13 protein-coding genes are annotated in these 16,957 nt (G+C 61.9%); 3 read left to right on the forward strand and 10 right to left on the reverse strand.

Features of this window, described 5'->3' with window-relative positions; translation table 11 throughout:
- Nucleotides 1-281: 281 nt before the first annotated feature.
- The 7 genes from QH195_RS16090 to QH195_RS16120 all read right to left on the reverse strand — a co-directional run bounded on the left by QH195_RS16090 (nucleotide 282) and on the right by QH195_RS16120 (nucleotide 11,152).
- Entirely contained in the window at nucleotides 282-1,058 is a 777-nt protein-coding gene (locus QH195_RS16090; protein ID WP_280435969.1) for a DUF6339 family protein, read from the reverse strand.
- A gap of 38 nt (nucleotides 1,059-1,096) precedes the next feature.
- Nucleotides 1,097-1,834: a hypothetical protein gene (locus tag QH195_RS16095; RefSeq protein ID WP_280435970.1), complete on the reverse strand. Its 738-nt coding sequence runs from the start codon at nucleotides 1,832-1,834 to the stop codon at nucleotides 1,097-1,099.
- Nucleotides 1,835-1,989: 155 nt separating this feature from the next.
- Nucleotides 1,990-3,933: a hypothetical protein gene (locus QH195_RS16100; RefSeq protein WP_280435971.1), complete on the reverse strand. Its 1,944-nt coding sequence runs from the start codon at nucleotides 3,931-3,933 to the stop codon at nucleotides 1,990-1,992.
- Complete coding sequence (locus QH195_RS16105; RefSeq protein WP_280435972.1) at nucleotides 3,930-6,503, reverse strand: Z1 domain-containing protein; 2,574 nt, start codon at nucleotides 6,501-6,503, stop codon at nucleotides 3,930-3,932. Before QH195_RS16105 ends, QH195_RS16100 begins: the two co-directional genes overlap by 4 nt.
- Nucleotides 6,504-6,950: 447 nt before the next feature.
- Nucleotides 6,951-8,114, reverse strand: coding sequence for a DNA cytosine methyltransferase (locus QH195_RS16110; protein WP_280435973.1), 1,164 nt, complete (start codon nucleotides 8,112-8,114; stop codon nucleotides 6,951-6,953).
- A 519-nt stretch (nucleotides 8,115-8,633) separates the two neighbouring features.
- Complete coding sequence (locus QH195_RS16115; RefSeq protein ID WP_280435974.1) at nucleotides 8,634-9,392, reverse strand: ESX secretion-associated protein EspG; 759 nt, start codon at nucleotides 9,390-9,392, stop codon at nucleotides 8,634-8,636.
- Nucleotides 9,389-11,152, reverse strand: a complete 1,764-nt coding sequence (locus QH195_RS16120) for a hypothetical protein (protein ID WP_280435975.1) — start codon at nucleotides 11,150-11,152, stop codon at nucleotides 9,389-9,391. The genes QH195_RS16115 and QH195_RS16120 overlap by 4 nt, the downstream gene beginning before the upstream one ends.
- Before the next feature lie 176 nt (nucleotides 11,153-11,328).
- On the opposite strand from QH195_RS16120, the gene QH195_RS16125 reads away from it, so the two are divergent.
- Genes QH195_RS16125 through QH195_RS16135 form a run of 3 tightly spaced genes read left to right on the forward strand, consistent with a single transcriptional unit; the run spans nucleotide 11,329 to nucleotide 14,708 of the window.
- A complete protein-coding gene (locus tag QH195_RS16125; RefSeq protein ID WP_280435976.1) occupies nucleotides 11,329-11,652 on the forward strand; it encodes a hypothetical protein in 324 nt (107 codons plus the stop codon).
- Nucleotides 11,639-13,969 carry a hypothetical protein gene (locus tag QH195_RS16130; RefSeq protein WP_280435977.1) on the forward strand — a complete coding sequence of 777 codons (2,331 nt, stop codon included), beginning with the start codon at nucleotides 11,639-11,641 and terminating at the stop codon, nucleotides 13,967-13,969. The genes QH195_RS16125 and QH195_RS16130 overlap by 14 nt, the downstream gene beginning before the upstream one ends.
- Before the next feature lies 1 nt (nucleotide 13,970).
- The gene (locus QH195_RS16135) at nucleotides 13,971-14,708 is read left to right on the forward strand and encodes a hypothetical protein (RefSeq protein ID WP_280435978.1); all 738 of its coding nucleotides are present in this window, start codon (nucleotides 13,971-13,973) and stop codon (nucleotides 14,706-14,708) included.
- A gap of 146 nt (nucleotides 14,709-14,854) precedes the next feature.
- Here the strand turns inward: QH195_RS16135 and QH195_RS16140 are convergent, their stop codons facing one another.
- From QH195_RS16140 to QH195_RS16150, 3 genes are all read right to left on the reverse strand, one after another.
- Complete coding sequence (locus QH195_RS16140) at nucleotides 14,855-15,454, reverse strand: DUF3558 domain-containing protein (RefSeq protein WP_280435979.1); 600 nt, start codon at nucleotides 15,452-15,454, stop codon at nucleotides 14,855-14,857.
- A gap of 5 nt (nucleotides 15,455-15,459) precedes the next feature.
- Nucleotides 15,460-15,852 (reverse strand): hypothetical protein, encoded by a 393-nt coding sequence (locus QH195_RS16145; protein WP_280435980.1) that lies wholly within the window; start codon nucleotides 15,850-15,852, stop codon nucleotides 15,460-15,462.
- A 290-nt stretch (nucleotides 15,853-16,142) separates the two neighbouring features.
- Nucleotides 16,143-16,796, reverse strand: a complete 654-nt coding sequence (locus QH195_RS16150) for a hypothetical protein (protein ID WP_280435981.1) — start codon at nucleotides 16,794-16,796, stop codon at nucleotides 16,143-16,145.
- Nucleotides 16,797-16,957: the final 161 nt, after the last annotated feature.

The following is a 16,957-nucleotide window of genomic DNA, read 5'->3' on the forward strand; positions in this document are numbered from 1 at the left end:
TGGATCGAACGGACCTACCACCGCCGACGGAGGCAAACCCGGCTCGGCCGGTTGACCCCGATCGAGTACGAGACGATCATGACCCCAGCAGTAGCCGGTCAGGCTGCATAACCACTGTCACCTGATCGTGCAGCAGCCCCCCCGTACGCGCGGGACTCGTCGACCAACGTCTCCCCAACATCGAAAACCACCGCCCGGGTCACGTTGTCACCCTATCGCCAACCATGCGGTTGCTCCGTCGATCGTGGACCACCTTCTCGCTGGAAAACGCTGCGCTGCGATTATTTCGGCGAAGCTGTATGGGCGCGAATCGCGCGGACATGCGCTTCTTCCGGTTCCACCCCCACCGTGATCAGCACACCGGTGATAGCCTCCCGGGCAACGTTCATGAGTTCTTCCTGCAAGGCCGTCTCGTCCAAAGCGTCGAACGACACCAATGGGGCCAAGCGAAGCAGACGCTTGAGAAAATCCCGGAGAATATCCCGCTCCGGGAGCGCCTTGAAATCCAAGGCATTCCAAACCCGAAGTATCGACTTGATCAGGTGTGGGCTGCCACCCAGTGCGTTACGGCGGGCATAGATCTGATCGAAGGCAGCCTCGCCGAGGACATGCAGGGCGGCGTATGGATCGGGATCGGAAGGTGTGTAGACCAGCTGCGCTCGCCACCACATCCGGCCGAATACATGGCGCGTGAGGTCTGTGCCGAGGACCCGGTCCCCTACCAGGCTCGGGTACCGCCACTTGGAAACATCGGGTAGCACAACGAGAGCGATGAATGCCCACACATCGCCTGCCGCGGCCTCAGCGGGGGCGATACGCATCTCCTGGTGGAGCATTCTGGCCAGCTTCAGGTCGAAGTCGCTTCGCTGGTCGACCGAGTGCTCCGCCGGAAACCCGGACTCTTTGGCCAGGTCGACGACCAACTCCCGAAGGTGTTGGAGTTTGTCCTCGTTGACCCGAGTTCCACCGGTCGCCACGAACACAGCGGATTCGTCACCTGTCGTCCACCGGGCCAAAAGATCGGCAGGTTCGAGCAATCGGTATTCGGTTGCCAGCACCTTCGCGCGAGAAGGAAGCAGTCGGGGATAGAGCAACATCAGCCGACTCCCTCGAAAATCTTGACGGCGTCCTGCAGTTCAGCAGCGAATACATTCGGCGAGTGCTCGGCGCGGAGCCGTATGTCGGTCAGCGATCGACCGGGGAAGAGACGGCCGAGTAGTTCTTGGAGAGTGGCGCCGATTGTATCGTCGGGATAGTCGATGTCCTCGAATTCGGTATGCCGTAGCGCGAAGTCGACCATCGTCCTGGCAACATCGGCGTGCAGAATCGCCAGAGCCAGTTGGTCCTGTGGTGAGGGCTTTCCGGCCGGCTGCAGTGCCTCGGTGATCATGGCGTGCCGTTCGTTCACCAGGAGTAACAGCGAGCCCATCGTGGCGGCTTCGAGATTCGTACCGATCTCGAGGTGCCAGGCGGCGCCCTGTGGATAGTTTGTTTTGGCGAAGTCGACGATCGCGATCGGAAATTGTGGTGCGTCTCCCTGCAAACGGATCTGCGCTCGGTCCGACCACATGACAGAGCCGGCGCGACGTGGTGCCACGGGACGATCACTGCCGTGTCGTCGCTGCGACAGGGCCAGCACAGTGTCCAGTTGGAGAAGACCACCGAGTTCACAGCCAGGCAATTCGGCACGCAGTTCGACCGCACCGTGGTCCGGCACGATCACTCTCATCGCGGTGCCGCGTAGTCGCGAACCCGTCGAGGTCCACACCGCGGCCAGTATCAAATCTGTGCCCGATGGGAGTCCGGATTCGGCGAGCGCTCTCGCTTGGTCCACCTCCACCGACCTTCGCAGTTGCAAATTCGTCTGGTAATCCCAGTTCGGGTAGGACTCAGGCAGGGGTATCTCGTCACCGTCGACGATAAGTAGCCATTCACCGGCTCGGACAACGTCTTCCGAAGGGGTCCGGAAAGGCAACACACGCTGCGCCATCAGGGTTCCACCGCCTTGGCGTACAGAACGATATCGGTCATGGTATCCGGAGCCGGCTTTGCAATGGCCTTCCAGACCTCGCCGCTACCGCCCTCGATCACGTAACTGGGCGTCTCGTGGAGCTCCCCGTCCGGATCCACCCAGCCGACCAATCCGGGCTTCTCGGCGCCGGCGGGAGGATCGTTCTCCAGGCCGCCGTCGGTGGTCAACGCAACCGCGAGGTCCGCGGTGACCCGCTGGACTATCTTCACCGGCAGCCTGAACTCTTGAACGACCACGAGGTTTCCCCAGAAGTCGTCGACGTAGGCGTCGGTCACATACTCGATCTTCGGACGACGTTGCACCGGTTTGCGCTGAGTATCGTGTCCGCCGGCGGTAGCCCCACTACTACCGTCTGCTGGGCCGAGTTCATTGGCGGTCGACTCGATATCCTCGGTAGGCGCCCCAGACGGACGGCGCCTACGTGTTTTTCGCTTCATCAGTGTCTTCGTATCGCCCGGACGCCCATAATCCGTCGCCGCACCTATGCCCCATGCACCGCCGATCAAGGGCGATAGCTTTTCGCTCGCTGCCCCCAGCGATACCTGGGCAACCTCGACGTTTCCCTTTCCATACAGACCGATTACCGCGTCGATGCGTTCTTTCAAGCGCTGGAAGGTCACGCGCACATACGAGCTGTTCGGATAGTCGAGAGACTGCGGGTTCCAGCTATCGTGAGTCGGAGGTTCGGCCGCCGCGTACGTCTCGTCCATGGACTCGTCCGCACGAAACACCCCTGCATAGGCGACGACCTCACCGGCCGGCTTCGGACCGGGCCAATAGTTGACCACCAGCTCGGCAGGCCGCATCAGACAGATGTGGTGTACCAAGCCGTCCTCGAAACCCGCGGCCCGAGCCGGATCGGAAGCCTTGAAACGCGGGGCCATGGTTCGGTTGAGACCGAGTCGCCCGAGCAATCGCGTATTCCGCCAGCGCAGCTCGTCCCCCTCGATACTCTGCATCTTCTGATAGGCGTTGACGAACATTCGGAGCGGTTTCATCGCGGCGGGATCAGGAACGGGATACGTGATGCCATCGCATGTGACGGTGAACCGCATCGGCGGAGTGCCGCCCACGGCGGGCAGCATCTTCGGCCACAGATGCCAGGCAATGGTTTCCGCCAGGTATTCGGCCGCCTCAGCCGGCTCGCTTCCCTCGAGGTCGGGATCGATGATGACCACGGTGGTCCCGGTCTCGGTCGGTCCGAACGGCTGTAGGCCCAGCCTGGTCGCCATCGCGTCCGCCGCCGGACCGACCATTGGCTCGATGACATCCCCGGAGACATCGCCCCACCAGTGACGGCCGGTATAGCGACGGTCCCCGTCCGGTTCCTTGTTGTCGTAGCTTTTCCATAGCGAAGCTGCCATGAGCCGTGTCTCGTATCGACCTTCGTACCGGCAGCGGGTGTGCACGAGGATCGTGCCGGCTTTAGATGTCAGGTAGAGGATGCCTTTACCGAACCCGTACGTTCCCCCTCCGAATGCCTGGTCGCGGGGTTCTCCGATATTCCTCATGAACGCGACGAAGTCTCGACCCCGGTCAGTGACCGTATCGGCCCGGGTAGGTCCTCCGAGGCCTTTGGTTCCCCGGTCAGAGATGGCGAGCACACGTAAGAGTGGCTTCTGCAGCGACTCGCGCAACGGTAGATGCTGTTTCGCCGGCGCCTTGCGCAACAGATTGTCCCGCCAAGCGGGGGCGTCCGCAGCTCCTACTGTCTTCAAATCGATTCGATAGTCGACCGAGTTACCTTCACCGATCCGGGCGTCCCAGCTGTTCTGCGCCGACTCCCGGACCAGGATCGTGAGCCGGTCCAGTTCTGGTTTGCCCAGTTGATTCCGGATTCCCTCCGCCGCACTCGCGCCCTCGGGCGGAAATGGTTGAGAAACCCAGGCAGGCGCTGTCACGCCGATTCCTCCTCGGACTCCAGCAAGCTGAAGTCCTCTTCCTCGATGTCGATGCCCGACAAATCCGCCGAGATATAGCTCGATTCCCAGGAGACGCGACTGTCCTCGTCCTTGGGCTCGGGGAACACCAGACCGACGCCGATCACATGTTCGGGGGCATTCAGCGCAGAACGCTTGACTCGCTTCGACGACGCGGGCTCTGACACCCGATCGATCGGATACAGCACAAGCAGACCAACCTCTGGCAACTGCAGGACCCGCTGCTTCTTTATCTCGGCTTCGGTCAGGGCTGTGGTCTCGCCGCCCAGGTCTATAGCGGCATCGCGGCGGCTCATCAGGGTTTTGATGTCAGCAAACCCCGGCTGAGGGTCGCCGAAACGAGACCGGGTGATCCGGCCCACCTGAATTCCGGGAGCGAACTCGAAGTCCCTACCGTCACCGGTCGCCGGGTTACCCACGATTGCCACATTCCAGCGACGCAGGGCTCCGGCATTGCGGATGCGCTTCTCGATATAGGCGCGTATGAGTCCCGCGTCGCATTCCTGGGATTTCTCATGAAACTGGTATTCGCGGAGAAAGCGAAGGACAAGGTCGCTGGACACATCCCTGACCAGGTAGCGACCGTCAGCCGTGCCACCCTCCGGCCGTCCCTTGGCGATGGCCGCGGTCACCAGCTCGGTCGCCGCGGCTTGGTTCATTCGGAGCCATTCGGGCTCGGTCCGGAAGTAACGGGTTTGGACACGTTTACCGCCATAGGATGAGGCTGCCGTCACCGCATCCTTCATCTTGGCGGCGGCCGTAACCCGCAGTGCTGGGTGGGTCCGTAACCGCACTGCGAATTGCAGAGGCGTCTTGCCCTCGGTCATATAGACGTCGATGTCTTGGCGCATCTCGGTCTCTACCGTGGCGATATGCCGGAACCAGTCCTCGAGCTCCGCGGTCATCCAGATCCGCGGCAGGTCTGCATAACCCTTCCGATAGCCGAACCAACGGCCCATCTGTAGCAGCGTGTCGTAGGTCGAGACCGAGCGGACGAAATATGAGACAGACAAACCCTCGAGCGTCAACCCTCGGGACAAGGTATTGCCGCCGACCGCAATCGCCACAACCGGACCGTTCTCGTAGTCCAGGCGGTCAGTGCTCTCCGAGTTGTCCATGATCACGCGGCAATCACGCAGCACCTGCGGCAATTCTTCGAAGAGGTCGGCGAAGTCAACGGAGCGCTCACCGAACGACTCGGCCGGGACCCGCCGCGTCTCGCTGGTCCACAGCCGCTCCAGCTCATGTCGCACTCCCTCCAAGTCACGGAGCGTACGGGCGCGGAGTGCTTCGAGAGGCGCCCAGAAGCTGTTGTGCACCGCGGTACGCACACTGGTGTGAATCAGCATGGTGCAGTGCGGGTTTCCAGTGCCTCGTACCCGACGCGCCGCGGTAGTCAGCCAAAAGTACTGCACCGCATTCTTCATCGTCTCCGTGACGACCGGTATGAACTCCTCCGCCTCGGCCTTGGTTTTCGGCCGCACGAGCTCGACATCGGAATCCGGCACCGTGCGGATCATGTCGAACCCGTCGTCGACGTCGTTCGGATCTTCGCCGTCCAAGGCATAACGCCCGAACAGCACTTCGGTTCCGAAGTGCCCTTCCGGCTTGGGCAGGTTCACGATGAAGTGCTTGGGGTAGAGATCGTCGGCCGCGGGGTCGATCAGTAGATTGGCGAACGGCGAGGCCGTGTATCCGACATAGGCCGACTTCGGCAGCGTGTTCATGATCTGCCGGATCAGCGGGTTGATCGACCGGGTGGCCACGGTGGCCTGATCGGCTTCGTCGTCGATGATCAATGCAGGGCAATCAGCAAGGTAATCCGAAGCATCGCCCAGCCACTTCACCAGCTTCCGCAGCACCGTGGCGTTCTTCTTCACCACACACAGCACGTGCGTCTTATTCGATTTACCGAAGAAGCTGGCCGGGTTCGCAGTGGGTCGGAAGTCGTGATCCAGATCGGTGATCTGCGACCAGACGCTGGGGTTAGGCCGGACCAGTTGCTCGATCAGCCGGGCTTGGGTCTGACGACGCAGACCGTTGTGGATCCCGGCGAGCACGATGAACAGCTTGTACCCACGGTCGGCAGCCTTGGCCATTACCGCGGTGAAGTTCGTGGTCTTGCCGGACTGGACGTAGCCGACCACGAGTCCCCGCGTCGAGAACTCATCCTCCCGCGGATGACGCAGCAACGAAACGATCCGAGTGGAAGAGTCGTCGAGGCTATCGATCGCGGGGTCCATTGCCCAGCCCTGCTGGAGCAGATCCTTAACCAAGGCAGGCCATAACCGATCCTCCGAGTGCGGACCGGTGTACCACGTCTCGTAATTGTCGATAACAACCGCGCGGGGTTCCTGCATCTGGGTGATCCGCACCATGTCCCGCTCATAGCGCTCCTGAATGCGATTGATCAGATCAGGCGGCGCGAACAGCGCAAGTTTCCTGATCGCCGCGACGGGCGTGTCCTGATTCAGGTACGACTTGAACGCCTCGTACTGGTCTTCGAACTGGTCGTCGGTCAGGTCGCTCACCGATACCCCCTACTCGATCTTGATTGGACGCGGTTCCTATGTTCTCGCACCTCACGCCTCGCCGCGATCGGTTCGGAACCTCTCCGATCACATCGATACATCTCATGCCCGGGGCTGCCATAGGGCCCACCGCTCCTCGTCGGTGCGCATCATCTGCTAAGGCACGGCAATCCCTCCCGGACTGCCGACCGAGGATGCCTGCCCAGTTTGATCGCCATCGGACGACCTTCAGTTACACCTCGATAGCTCGAATAGTGCCAGAGTTTTACTACAAAAAACCGGAAATCTCACCTGAGTCAACCTGCGAGAGATTGCTGGAACAAAGCTGATGGCAAGCCGTACTACATCGAACATCAACCGCGGCAGCGTCTATCATCCGATACATAACACCGACACACCGGGAGTGACAGCCGAACGTGCATTCGATTTAAGCGAAACAATTCCGCTTCAGAGTTGGAGCGCCGCCCTGTTACCGCTCTCGTCCACAGGGTCCAGGTCGACGCCCCACAGCGGCAGCCCATCGCCCATCCCGAACTCGAGCCCCTTACGCCCGTCCGACGCCTCGAGTTCCAGCGAACACTTACCCTCCACAGCAATCTTCCAGCCACTCATGATCATTGTGTCCAGATCCACGGCACGGGGCCGCATCCCGTATACCGCGATCGCCAATATGTGTGCGCCGAGTCGAGGCGGAATCGCGTTTCCGACCTGTTGGTACTGATCCAGCCCCCGCCATGGATAGTCGAGCGGGAAGGTCTGCAGACGGCCCGCCTCCCTCGGCTCGAACCGCTCGAGATCCGCCCCTTTGGCGACCACACGATTGCGCCGGACCTTGCCCGTGATCGTCGCCGACGGTTCAGTTGACTCTCGCCGACCACGCAGTTTCGGATTTCCGCCCGTACCGTAGTTGGATACAACTACGAACTCCTTCGGCCGCTTCGGCAGACCAGCAGAGGCCATCGTCTCCCATGGCAGCAAACTCTGATCACCGTCTTTGCGCCGAACTCGCTTGTTGTACGGGCGGTGAGTCTCGGCAGGAAGACGCGCAGCTCCGTCGCGGCGAGCAATCAAGATCGCTCGCCGACGCGTCTGCGGCACCCCGAACTGCTCAGTGCGAAGCACATCCACGGCCACGTCGTAGCCGCGCTTCCTCAACACCAACGCCATTGCCTTCCACACCGGCAGAACGGTTGGAACCTGCTCCAGTACGATCGTCTGAAAAGGCCGGTCGTTCTTCATCGCCTCGATCGCCCACCGCAGCGGCTGCAGCACCAAGCCGGTCCGGGGATCATCCAGACTTTCGAGATCTCCGATAACGTCGTCACCGGCATCCATGCGCCGGACGAGACCCAACACACGATCTAGTGCCTTCCTACCCGCGCCGGCGCCGGCGACAGAGTATGTCTGACACGGCGGCCCACCGGTCAGAATATCCGCACGAGGAAACTCCTTCAGAAGCGTCAGATCACAAACATCCGCATGACGAGTCCCGAGCTCCGCAGCTACTCGGGTCATGCAGGCATCCTCGTCTACCTCGATCCCCACCGATGGGATCCCGAGCCAGCGCGCCGCAACATCCAAACCGCCCGGACCAGCGAAGAGGTCGATCATCCGTACCTCCTCGGGAGGTACGGCGTCGTATGACAAGCCGCGGTCTACGGCGTTCGAAGACATCGAAAGATCGTAGCCGGCGCGGCCGACACAACCTATAGGGGGACAGAAACTCCATAGCACCGAGAGCCGCAGGTTCGTAAGCAGGCAAGACAGCCTCTACGATCCCCGTTGAACCAAAGCGGCGGCGTCACTGCGGGCTGCAGTGCGATGTGCGGGAAGCATCGCCGCGAGACGATTGCCGGCCAAGCCAGAAGCAGACATTCTGGTCCGCTGATGAAAGGATCCAGCACAGTTCAGCACGTCTGCTTCAATCTCTGGCTGATCAGTCGAACTCCCTTACTTGGCTGATCAGAAGTTCAATGCCTGTGCCGGTGGCTGGGCATTCCTCGGCCGGCTGGCACCTGATCCTGTGGCCAGAACTGAAAGGTCACAGGGTTCCTTACTTAAGACCTTCCTCCAGATTATCGATCATCCCTTGTAGCGGGGGCCGCACCGCGCGGCCGACTGCCCGCAGTCCTACGCCACAGATGCCCGCCCGGCGAGGTGGCGCTGGACATCCTCGCGGGCCGCCGGGGACACGGTCGTCTGGTTCTCGTCGACGGATATCAGGTATCGACCCGCCGCAGGGCGATCTTCCCGAATATCGACCCAACTGAGATAAGTCGGCGGGCCGCCACGTGACACGTGGGTTGCGGTGGTGAAGTGGCCTTCTGCTGCCCGCGGTGCGCGTAGGAAGGCGCGGATGCGTTCCTCGATCGGTGGTCGCCCGGCGCTGTCCCGAAAATAGGTCGTCGGTGGTTCGTCACCTCTGATCCGCGGCGTGTAGCCGACCATCCTTTCCGCTGGTCCCGCTGTGTTCGGCGGCATCGCCGCCGCGACATGGCGAGCCAGCATTGCTCGCGTGGTGGCAAGCACCTGGATGTCACCGCCGGCTTCCGCGGTCGGGCCTGAACGCTGGACAGCGACCGCTCCGGATTCTCCTACCGCCGCAGCCACCACTCGCAGGCGTTTCTCAGGGAATCGGTGCGAGTAGCCGGTGCCGATGATCCGCAGTTCAGGTTCGGCAAGAATTCGGAGCGCCCCAATCAGTTCGGGGGTGCCCCCACGCGGGTAGCGGACGCTGATCTCTCGGGTCAGCAGGTGGTATTCGTCTTCGGTCGTGGGTGACTCGATGATGCTGATCGGATCCGGATGGACATCGCTGCCTGTTTCCGCCCACACCCACGCGAATTCGTCCGGCGTGAGTACCCACCGTTGCCGTGAAGTGTCTGTCATCGGGGTGAATCGCCGCCGGAAGTGTCGAAGTCCATGATCGGGCCGCTGCCGGTGACCGTGAAGACTTCCGGTTCGGCAGGGCTCGAGGAGTCAGCCTCCGCGGCGTCCGACAAGGAACCGTTGTCTTCGGATTGAACGGTTTCTGGATCCGCCTGGTGCGGGGGCGGAGTTGTGGACTCGTTGCGAGTGGCTGCCGACTGGGACGGGATACTGCTGGGCGCAGGCGTCGATGAGGCAGGATGTACGGCGACGGCAGGCGATGCTTCCGAACCGTTGACGGCTGGGGCACTGTAGCTCGACGAGGCAGGCGGGGCAGCAGAACTGGTCGGTGTATGCGTCGCCGTAACCCGGGCAGCATGCGCACTCTCCGGGGCCGCTCCCGGGCGCGCGAAATCGTCGACGAAGTTGTCGAACTCGTCGTCTACGAATGTGTTCCGCCTGGGTAGCCGGTCGCTCGGGTCCGGCTCGAATGCCGGATCTGCGCCGATCACGCCCTCCGGGTTCGCGAGCCCCTCGGTCCACTCGTCGTAGACCCGGCGCAGGTAATCCGGAGCAGTGTGCTCGTTGTCGTCTTCCTGACGGCGGTTCGCTGCGGAACCCGGCGCCATGGGCATCATCGGGCTACGACCGGCCGGCGACGCGCCTCGAGCCCCGGCCGCCATCGGTCCGGGCTGGGTGGGCGATGTGCCGGGCGCTCCCGGCGCGCCGGGGCTGTTTACTGTGCGACCGGGCTGTTCCGGGTTGTCCAGCGTGGGTGCCGGTGCGCCGAGGCCGGGGCCGCCGGGCATGGTTGTGGAACTCGGTGCGACCCCCGCAGGGGTTGTCGCAGCCGGGTCCTCAGGTGTTGTGGCGGTTTCCGGTAGCAGGCCTTCCAATGCTCCGAGTTGGCTGGGGTCGAGGCCGGCCGGTGTGTCTCCGCCGGGTGGAGTCGCCTCCCCTGGAGTTCCCGACTCGGTGGGTGCACCGGGCGGTGTTGCGGATGTCGTCGATGGAGACCCAGTCGTGCCGGGATTCGTCCCGCCGGGCACGCCAGGAGTATCACCGGCCATCTGCGGCACGGTTACATATGTGGGCACACCTGAACCGGCCGGTGGATAGGTCGGCTTGTAAATATTGTTGAGGGCGCGCACTGCTTCTTGCCGCGCCACTTCCCGGGCCGCTCGGTCCTGATCCGAGAACTCCGGACTGACCAGGCCCGGTAGCACCGATTGGCTGGGGTCGTCCGGGTCGGCGAGCAGCACTGCGGGGCCAGGTGGCGGCTGCACGGCGGCGCGGAGCGCCTCGGCCGACCACGCCAGCGCGTCGAGACGGTCGGCCACGGAAGCGAATACCTGCCCGATCTGGTTGGCGGCCAGCGCATAGCGTTCCGAAGCGACCTGCGCGGCGTCGGAGGCGGCACCCGTCCACAGCCCCTCGGAGAAGATCCGGTTCAACCCCAGCCGGTTGAACGTCGTCAGATTCAGGAGATCCGAGTAGTTCTCCCGCCACACCTGCTGCAACGTCCGCAGACCGGCCGCGTCCATCCCCCCTTCGCCGTGCACCGCCTGATACAGGGCTTGATGGGTCATACCTTCGAAATGCTCGAGGGTGGTGACGAAATCGGGATCGGTGCCGGCGCCGAGATCGGCCAGCCCGGAATCCCAGGTAGCCACCCGATCCTGCGCCTTCGTGGACTGCTGCACAGCGGTCTGTGATTGCTGATTCGCCATGTAGTCACCGACGCCCGGCAGCAGAATCTCAGGCAACCCCTGCTCGCTCACACAGCCCCCTTCGCTCACGGGCGCATGGCAAAGCCCGCTGGCCGGAGATTAACACAGCGAACCACGCCGCACCTCCCGATGGCCCGGCTTGGAGCGCTCCGATATCGTCTGAACGCACCTGTTGTTGACGACCGTCCGAGCCGACGGAGCCGAGAGTTCGAGGGGGTTATCGGCGCATGCTCGAAGCTGATATCGATGAGCTGAAGAAGCTGGCCGACACGTTGGACAACATCGGTGGGGAGATCGACAAGATAGACGTGCGCACCACGGGCGACCAGATCGGAGCGGCGCTTCCGGGCTGCAACCTCGGAGCGATCTGTGCGCAGGCGGGCGAGTTCACCGAGGGTGCGTGGCTGCGGATAGCCCTGCGGATGCGGGCATTGTCGGAGATCGTCAGGCAGTCCGCCGAGGATATGAACACCACGGACCAGCAGTTCAAAGACAAACTGAACACGATGGACTTCCGGATTCCTGGAGGGGGCGAGCATGCCAACCCGTAAGCAGGTCGAATCCTGGAACACCGCGAAGCTCTCGGAGTGGGCGACCGAACTCGAAACCGACACACAGCATTACGAGACAGAACTCGGCCGGATGCTCCCGCACTTTTCCGGCACCAACTGGTCGGGAGCGGCACACGACGCGGCATCGGACCGGTTCACGGAGGAGCACGACCAGGGCCGGAAGCTGTCCCAGGAAATTCGCGACGTGGCTGCCGCTCTCCGGAGCGCTGATCAGCGGCTGGCAAATGAACGCCGCCTGTTGCTCGGCAAAGTGGGCGAAGCCGAGAACGACCCGATGTGTCCTGTGCGGCTGCAGGTCGCCGACAATTGGGCCGTATCGGGCACAGGAACAGGCCTCTCCCAGGGAGACCAGCAGACAGTCACCGATAAGGTCCATGCCCATCAAGACGCTATCAACGCCGCCTACTACAGCCTGGCCAACGCGATCAGTGAAGTGGGCATCGCGATAACGACCGCGACTCGAGAAGTCCGGGTCAGGGGTGACCAGATCGGCGACGGGGTTTCGGTGACCTCGGTTTCCCCCAACGACTCCGGTGAACTAGGCAAGGAAGACGGCGAAGCACTTGCGGCATGGGCCAACGGTTCGCTCCCCGACAAAGAGAACACCGAGATTCTCGAAGAAATCGCGGGCCGTCTCCCCCAGGGAACACTGACCGAAGAGCAGCTGCGGGTGCTCGCGGCAGGCGGCGAAGTAGACAATCTCCCCGCGGACGTTCAAGAGTATTACCGCAGTCTGTACCAGGCGGCCGGCAAGGACGGCATTCTGGCGCTCAGTGAACATCTCCGTACCGAAGAGGCCGCCGGCAATCCCGATGCCGCCGGCCAACTCGACACATTGGCAAACGGACTGATGGTCGTGAGCAATGAGGACATCGGCACCGGCCGCAATCCCGACGGAACGCTGACCAACCCGGGTAGCTACCAGCAGTTGCCCGAAAGCGTCCGGCAACTACTCGAATCCCGGCGCACCGACCCCGACCCACTCGAGCCCGATGTACCAGGCGGTCCGACCGCCGGTCTTCAGAAGCAATGGCAGGACACCAACGCCCTCGCGGCTCTCTTCGGAGAGGCCCATCCAAGCTACGAGCCCGGCACAGAGCTCGGGACTCAGATGGTTCTCAAATCGTCGGATATGGTGCAAGACCAGTTCGATTGGCCTGGTCGTGATGATGCCGCCGCTCAATTCCTCGACGTTGCGGGACGGAATGACGATACCAGCCACCAGATCTGGACGGGCGAAGGAATGCCCGAGGGCTACAAGCCTGACGAGACGGTGCGAAGCCTCCTCGGCTACGACTGGTCCGAGTCCGATAACGGCGCTGCCGCTTCGACAATGATCAACCGCATAACCGAGGAAGCTGCCTTGCCGGCTGATGATCCGCGGGGACTGCGGGGACGCGAGGCACTGATGGGCTTGGGCGCGATGCTCGCACCGGATGACGGTGCGGTATGGGAGAAGAGCAAGGAAGGTATCGCGAATAGTCCGGAGTTGTCTGCCGCCATCAGCCGTGCCGTATCGACGAACTTGGAATCGGTAAGTGTCCCAGGCATGCCGGCCGGGTTCACTCAAAGTGTTGTTTATCCTGATGGTCGCGTCCAGTGGAATGGTGAGGAGGCAAACCGGCTGATGCAGCTGGCCGGATACTCCGAAGAAGGGCGGGTGACCCTGACAGCCGCCGTGGAGCAATACCGGCTGGACGAGTTGGCCCGAGCCATGCGGGACAACCCCGGAAACGTAGCCGGCGAGCTTGCCGCAAGTGATGTGGGTGCTCTTACCGGCCGCGCCGACAACGCGATATGGGACGCGCTCATCCACAAAGACAAGTTGGAAGGCGAAGAGTTCCTGAACCCGACGGACGCGATGTACCAAGCGAAAACTCTGGGCGCTCAAGTGGTCGGCGGAATTGCCGACCAGGCGGTGGGGATTGTGAAACCGGTGGAGACGGCCGTGGGAATCACCGGCATCGAGGCCGGTAGTACGGTCGAGGACGCCGTCAAGAAGGTCCTCGACGCTGATCGGGAGTATGAATTCAAGCAGCGCCCGAGTGAGCAAGAATTGGCGGCCGAGGCTGTAGACAACGCAAACCAGGCAATTTTGAATGCGGCATACTCGGCCGGCGCGCTACCACCTCAGCTTCAGACAGAGGCAGGCCCACTGGGAATGCCAGAGATCCGAGCCAACGCGAACGCGTGGGCAGAATTCCAGGATTTCGTGGTAGCCCAAGGACTGAGTCAATACATCCAAGACTACAGCCAGTCCTATCAGATCGCCCTAGGGCGGCAAGGTGGCTCATGAGATGGGTAGTTCATTCGTGAATACGAACAGCTCTTCCGGCTCGAAATCGAATCCTATTCGCTCAGTGCTCGTCTGCATGGCAACAGCTTGCTTTATAACGTCGTGCTCCGATCCAGGCGCGAGTTCTACTCAATCTGACTCCCAACCGACCGAGTACCCCTCTGTTCAGTACCGCTGGGATATCCCAGCGACTTTGGATGGGGAATCGTATGACGTCGCGAAATTTGCCATGGAGACCGTAGTTCTCGAAAAAGACCTCAAAGGTAATCCTGAATTAGGGGAGCAATACAAAGACCGTGTGGATCACGACCGATTCAAAGCGACCGAAAAGGAACTCGAGGAAACACGGAGCCTCTTGGAGGCCGGCGGCGTAATGCTACGCGCGGTTGCGGTCAACCCTATTAATCCACCTAGCCAACAGTTCCCGAAGGAATGGGAGGTGTTGATCTGCTCGTACAATACGCCAGGCCTGTATCTTTACTCCGAGGATGACAGGGAGAATCTTGTTCCAGACCCCTCTCCGTCGTATTGGTATCGACCGAGGGTGGTGCTTGCCCCGGAATCAGATGCGGCTGGCGATCCTAATTTTCTTCTGACAAACGTCGGTCACTCTTATTACACGGGCGGCTTGAATGGCCCCAACACGTTCGACGGTGAGAAGCCGCCGTGTGGAGATTTCGCTCCTTCGCCGCTGACCCAGCAGCCGCCTTCCCCGTTGATGCCAGAAGCCGGACGCTGATCTCGCCAATCGAATATCGAAGGGTACAACGCGCCGTGACCGATGGAGGTTGGGGGGCCTGTACCACAGACTGATCGACTTTTGGATCGTCGATTACGAAAGACTTTGGAATCTAATCATGCATGCGCAACGAAGTCGAAAACCGCTCAGCCAGGCATAGCCGATGCAATTGTCTCCGCAATTTCTTGCATCCGATCGCACGGTTTTTCCTGGGTAAGAACTCCGGCGACACTCTTTCCGATACTCAAAGTGCCGGCCCCTGTCTCGACGACGATGTAGCAGGCTTCTGCCTCCGGACTCTGATAGCTGATAGCGTTACGCCCGTTCACCTGAGCCGGTTCAGCTCGCTCCCCCTCTCGTGCCCGGAACTCATCGAGTGTGATGTTCGTAGAGTTCACAAAGAGCGTTCGCGTCGGCGAGTTCATTCCGAATTGGTCACGCTCCTTGTGGTCGAATTGGCACCCGACAAATGAATAAGTATCGAATATCCGATCGATCCGCTGGCGTGTCCCGGGGTCGAATCCGGCCTTGGTGACGACGTCGTCCCCGAGTTCGCGACATGGATCACTGTTCACCGGGGCACGGCCCATATTTGCCTGACGCGATGTCGGCGGAACTGACACTGCGATGCTCGGCGTGGTAGTAGCGGCAGATGTCGCTGGTGAACTGGCAGGTTCATCGTTCTGGTCGCCACAGGCACTGGTCAGCGCGACGACAAGCAGCACCGGAACAGCTACTGATCTCATCCTTCTCACGATTCTCCGAGTCCACTATTGTCCGCGACAAACTTGGTCAGCATGGCGTTCGACTGGTCCGCTTCGGTGATGAGGTTGCCGGATCGGAAGTACGCTTCCTGAAGCTTCATTGCCCCCTCGATCAGCTGGTTGAGGACAGCCAGGCCGTCCACCGTCTTTCGGGCAAAGCCGTGCTGTAACTCCGTAGACGATTGGAAGCCACCGAAGCCCTGCGGATCTGCCACGGTCTGCAGTCGATTTCGTATCTCTATGAGCCCGACGATCAGCTTTTGGTACTCGGCGGCGGCTTGGCGGGCTACGTCCGGGTCGTATCTGACCTCACCTGCGGCGGCTGCATTTCCGAATGCGGCGATCTGCGCTTGTCCATAATCGATAGCACTTTGGTTCATCGGCGGGCCCCCTCGACGGCTTCGATTGCTCAGGCTAACAGAGTGTGGATCGGGGTGGACACGACAGCGGCGCGCTGGTCAGGGTGCGAGGTAGAGGCGTTCGCACGGGAGTCGAGGGAGGTTGCCGGGGCGGCCGGGGAGGACTGCGGCTGTGTGGGTGCCGTGGTGCGCGGTCCACTCTTGGAAAAAGAAATGGGCGGCGGTGGGGTGCGCTCGATACTCGAGGCGAAGCCCGTGTAGGAAGACGGTGACGTGGACGTCTGCGCCCGCAAACTGGGTTGGGTCTGCGCTCATCGCGCTGCCTGGAGGAGTCCGGCAAGCAACCGTTCGAGAATCGGGAGAGATGGGCCTGAGCTCGTGGTGGTCGGTTCGGCCGGTGGGTAAGGGAGGCCGCGTGCGGCTGCTCGCTCACGGGGGCTGCGGGTGGCGGGGACCAGTCTGCCGGTTTCGGCGAGGAGCGCGAAAGCGGCTGCCTTGCGCGGGCAGTTCAAGGGATTGCAGGCTCGGTGTGCCTGCATGATTCGGTGTGCGTCGGCGATGCGGAGACCGGTGTTGGGTTCGCTGTGCCAGACCTCCGGCAACCAGATGGGTTCACGTTTCGCATCACGAGTGTTGGTGCCGACTTTCATCCACAGTTGTTCCGGACAAACTGTGATGAGATCGCATGTGTCGCAGACGCGGCCAGGGTGATTCTCGAGATGGCCGAGGTCGGGGACGATCAGTGTTGACGTTGCGGTGGCGCGGATGATTTCGAGGACGTGACCGATTGGGTCCGGGACTGAATCGGGACCGAGCCGCACGATGTAGATCAGCGTATGTCCCTGGCGTCGGGCGAGTATGCGGATGTCTTCTGCATGGTGAGTCTGGTTGAGAGAGAGATCGGTTCGGAGATAGCCGAGAGCCCGGGGGCTGTGAGAATGGCACTTTCCGGTCGGCTGAGTCATGGCGGCACCTCCAGGACATCGGGGGCTGCTGCACGATCAGGTGACAGTGGTTATGCAGCCTGACCGGCTACTGCTGGGGTCATGATCGTCTCGTACTCGATCGGGGTCAACCGGCCGAGCCGGGTTTGCCTCCGTCGGCGGTGGTAGGTCCGTTCGATCCA

The organism is Nocardia carnea, from assembly GCF_029868855.1.
GTDB lineage: Bacteria > Actinomycetota > Actinomycetes > Mycobacteriales > Mycobacteriaceae > Nocardia > Nocardia carnea_A.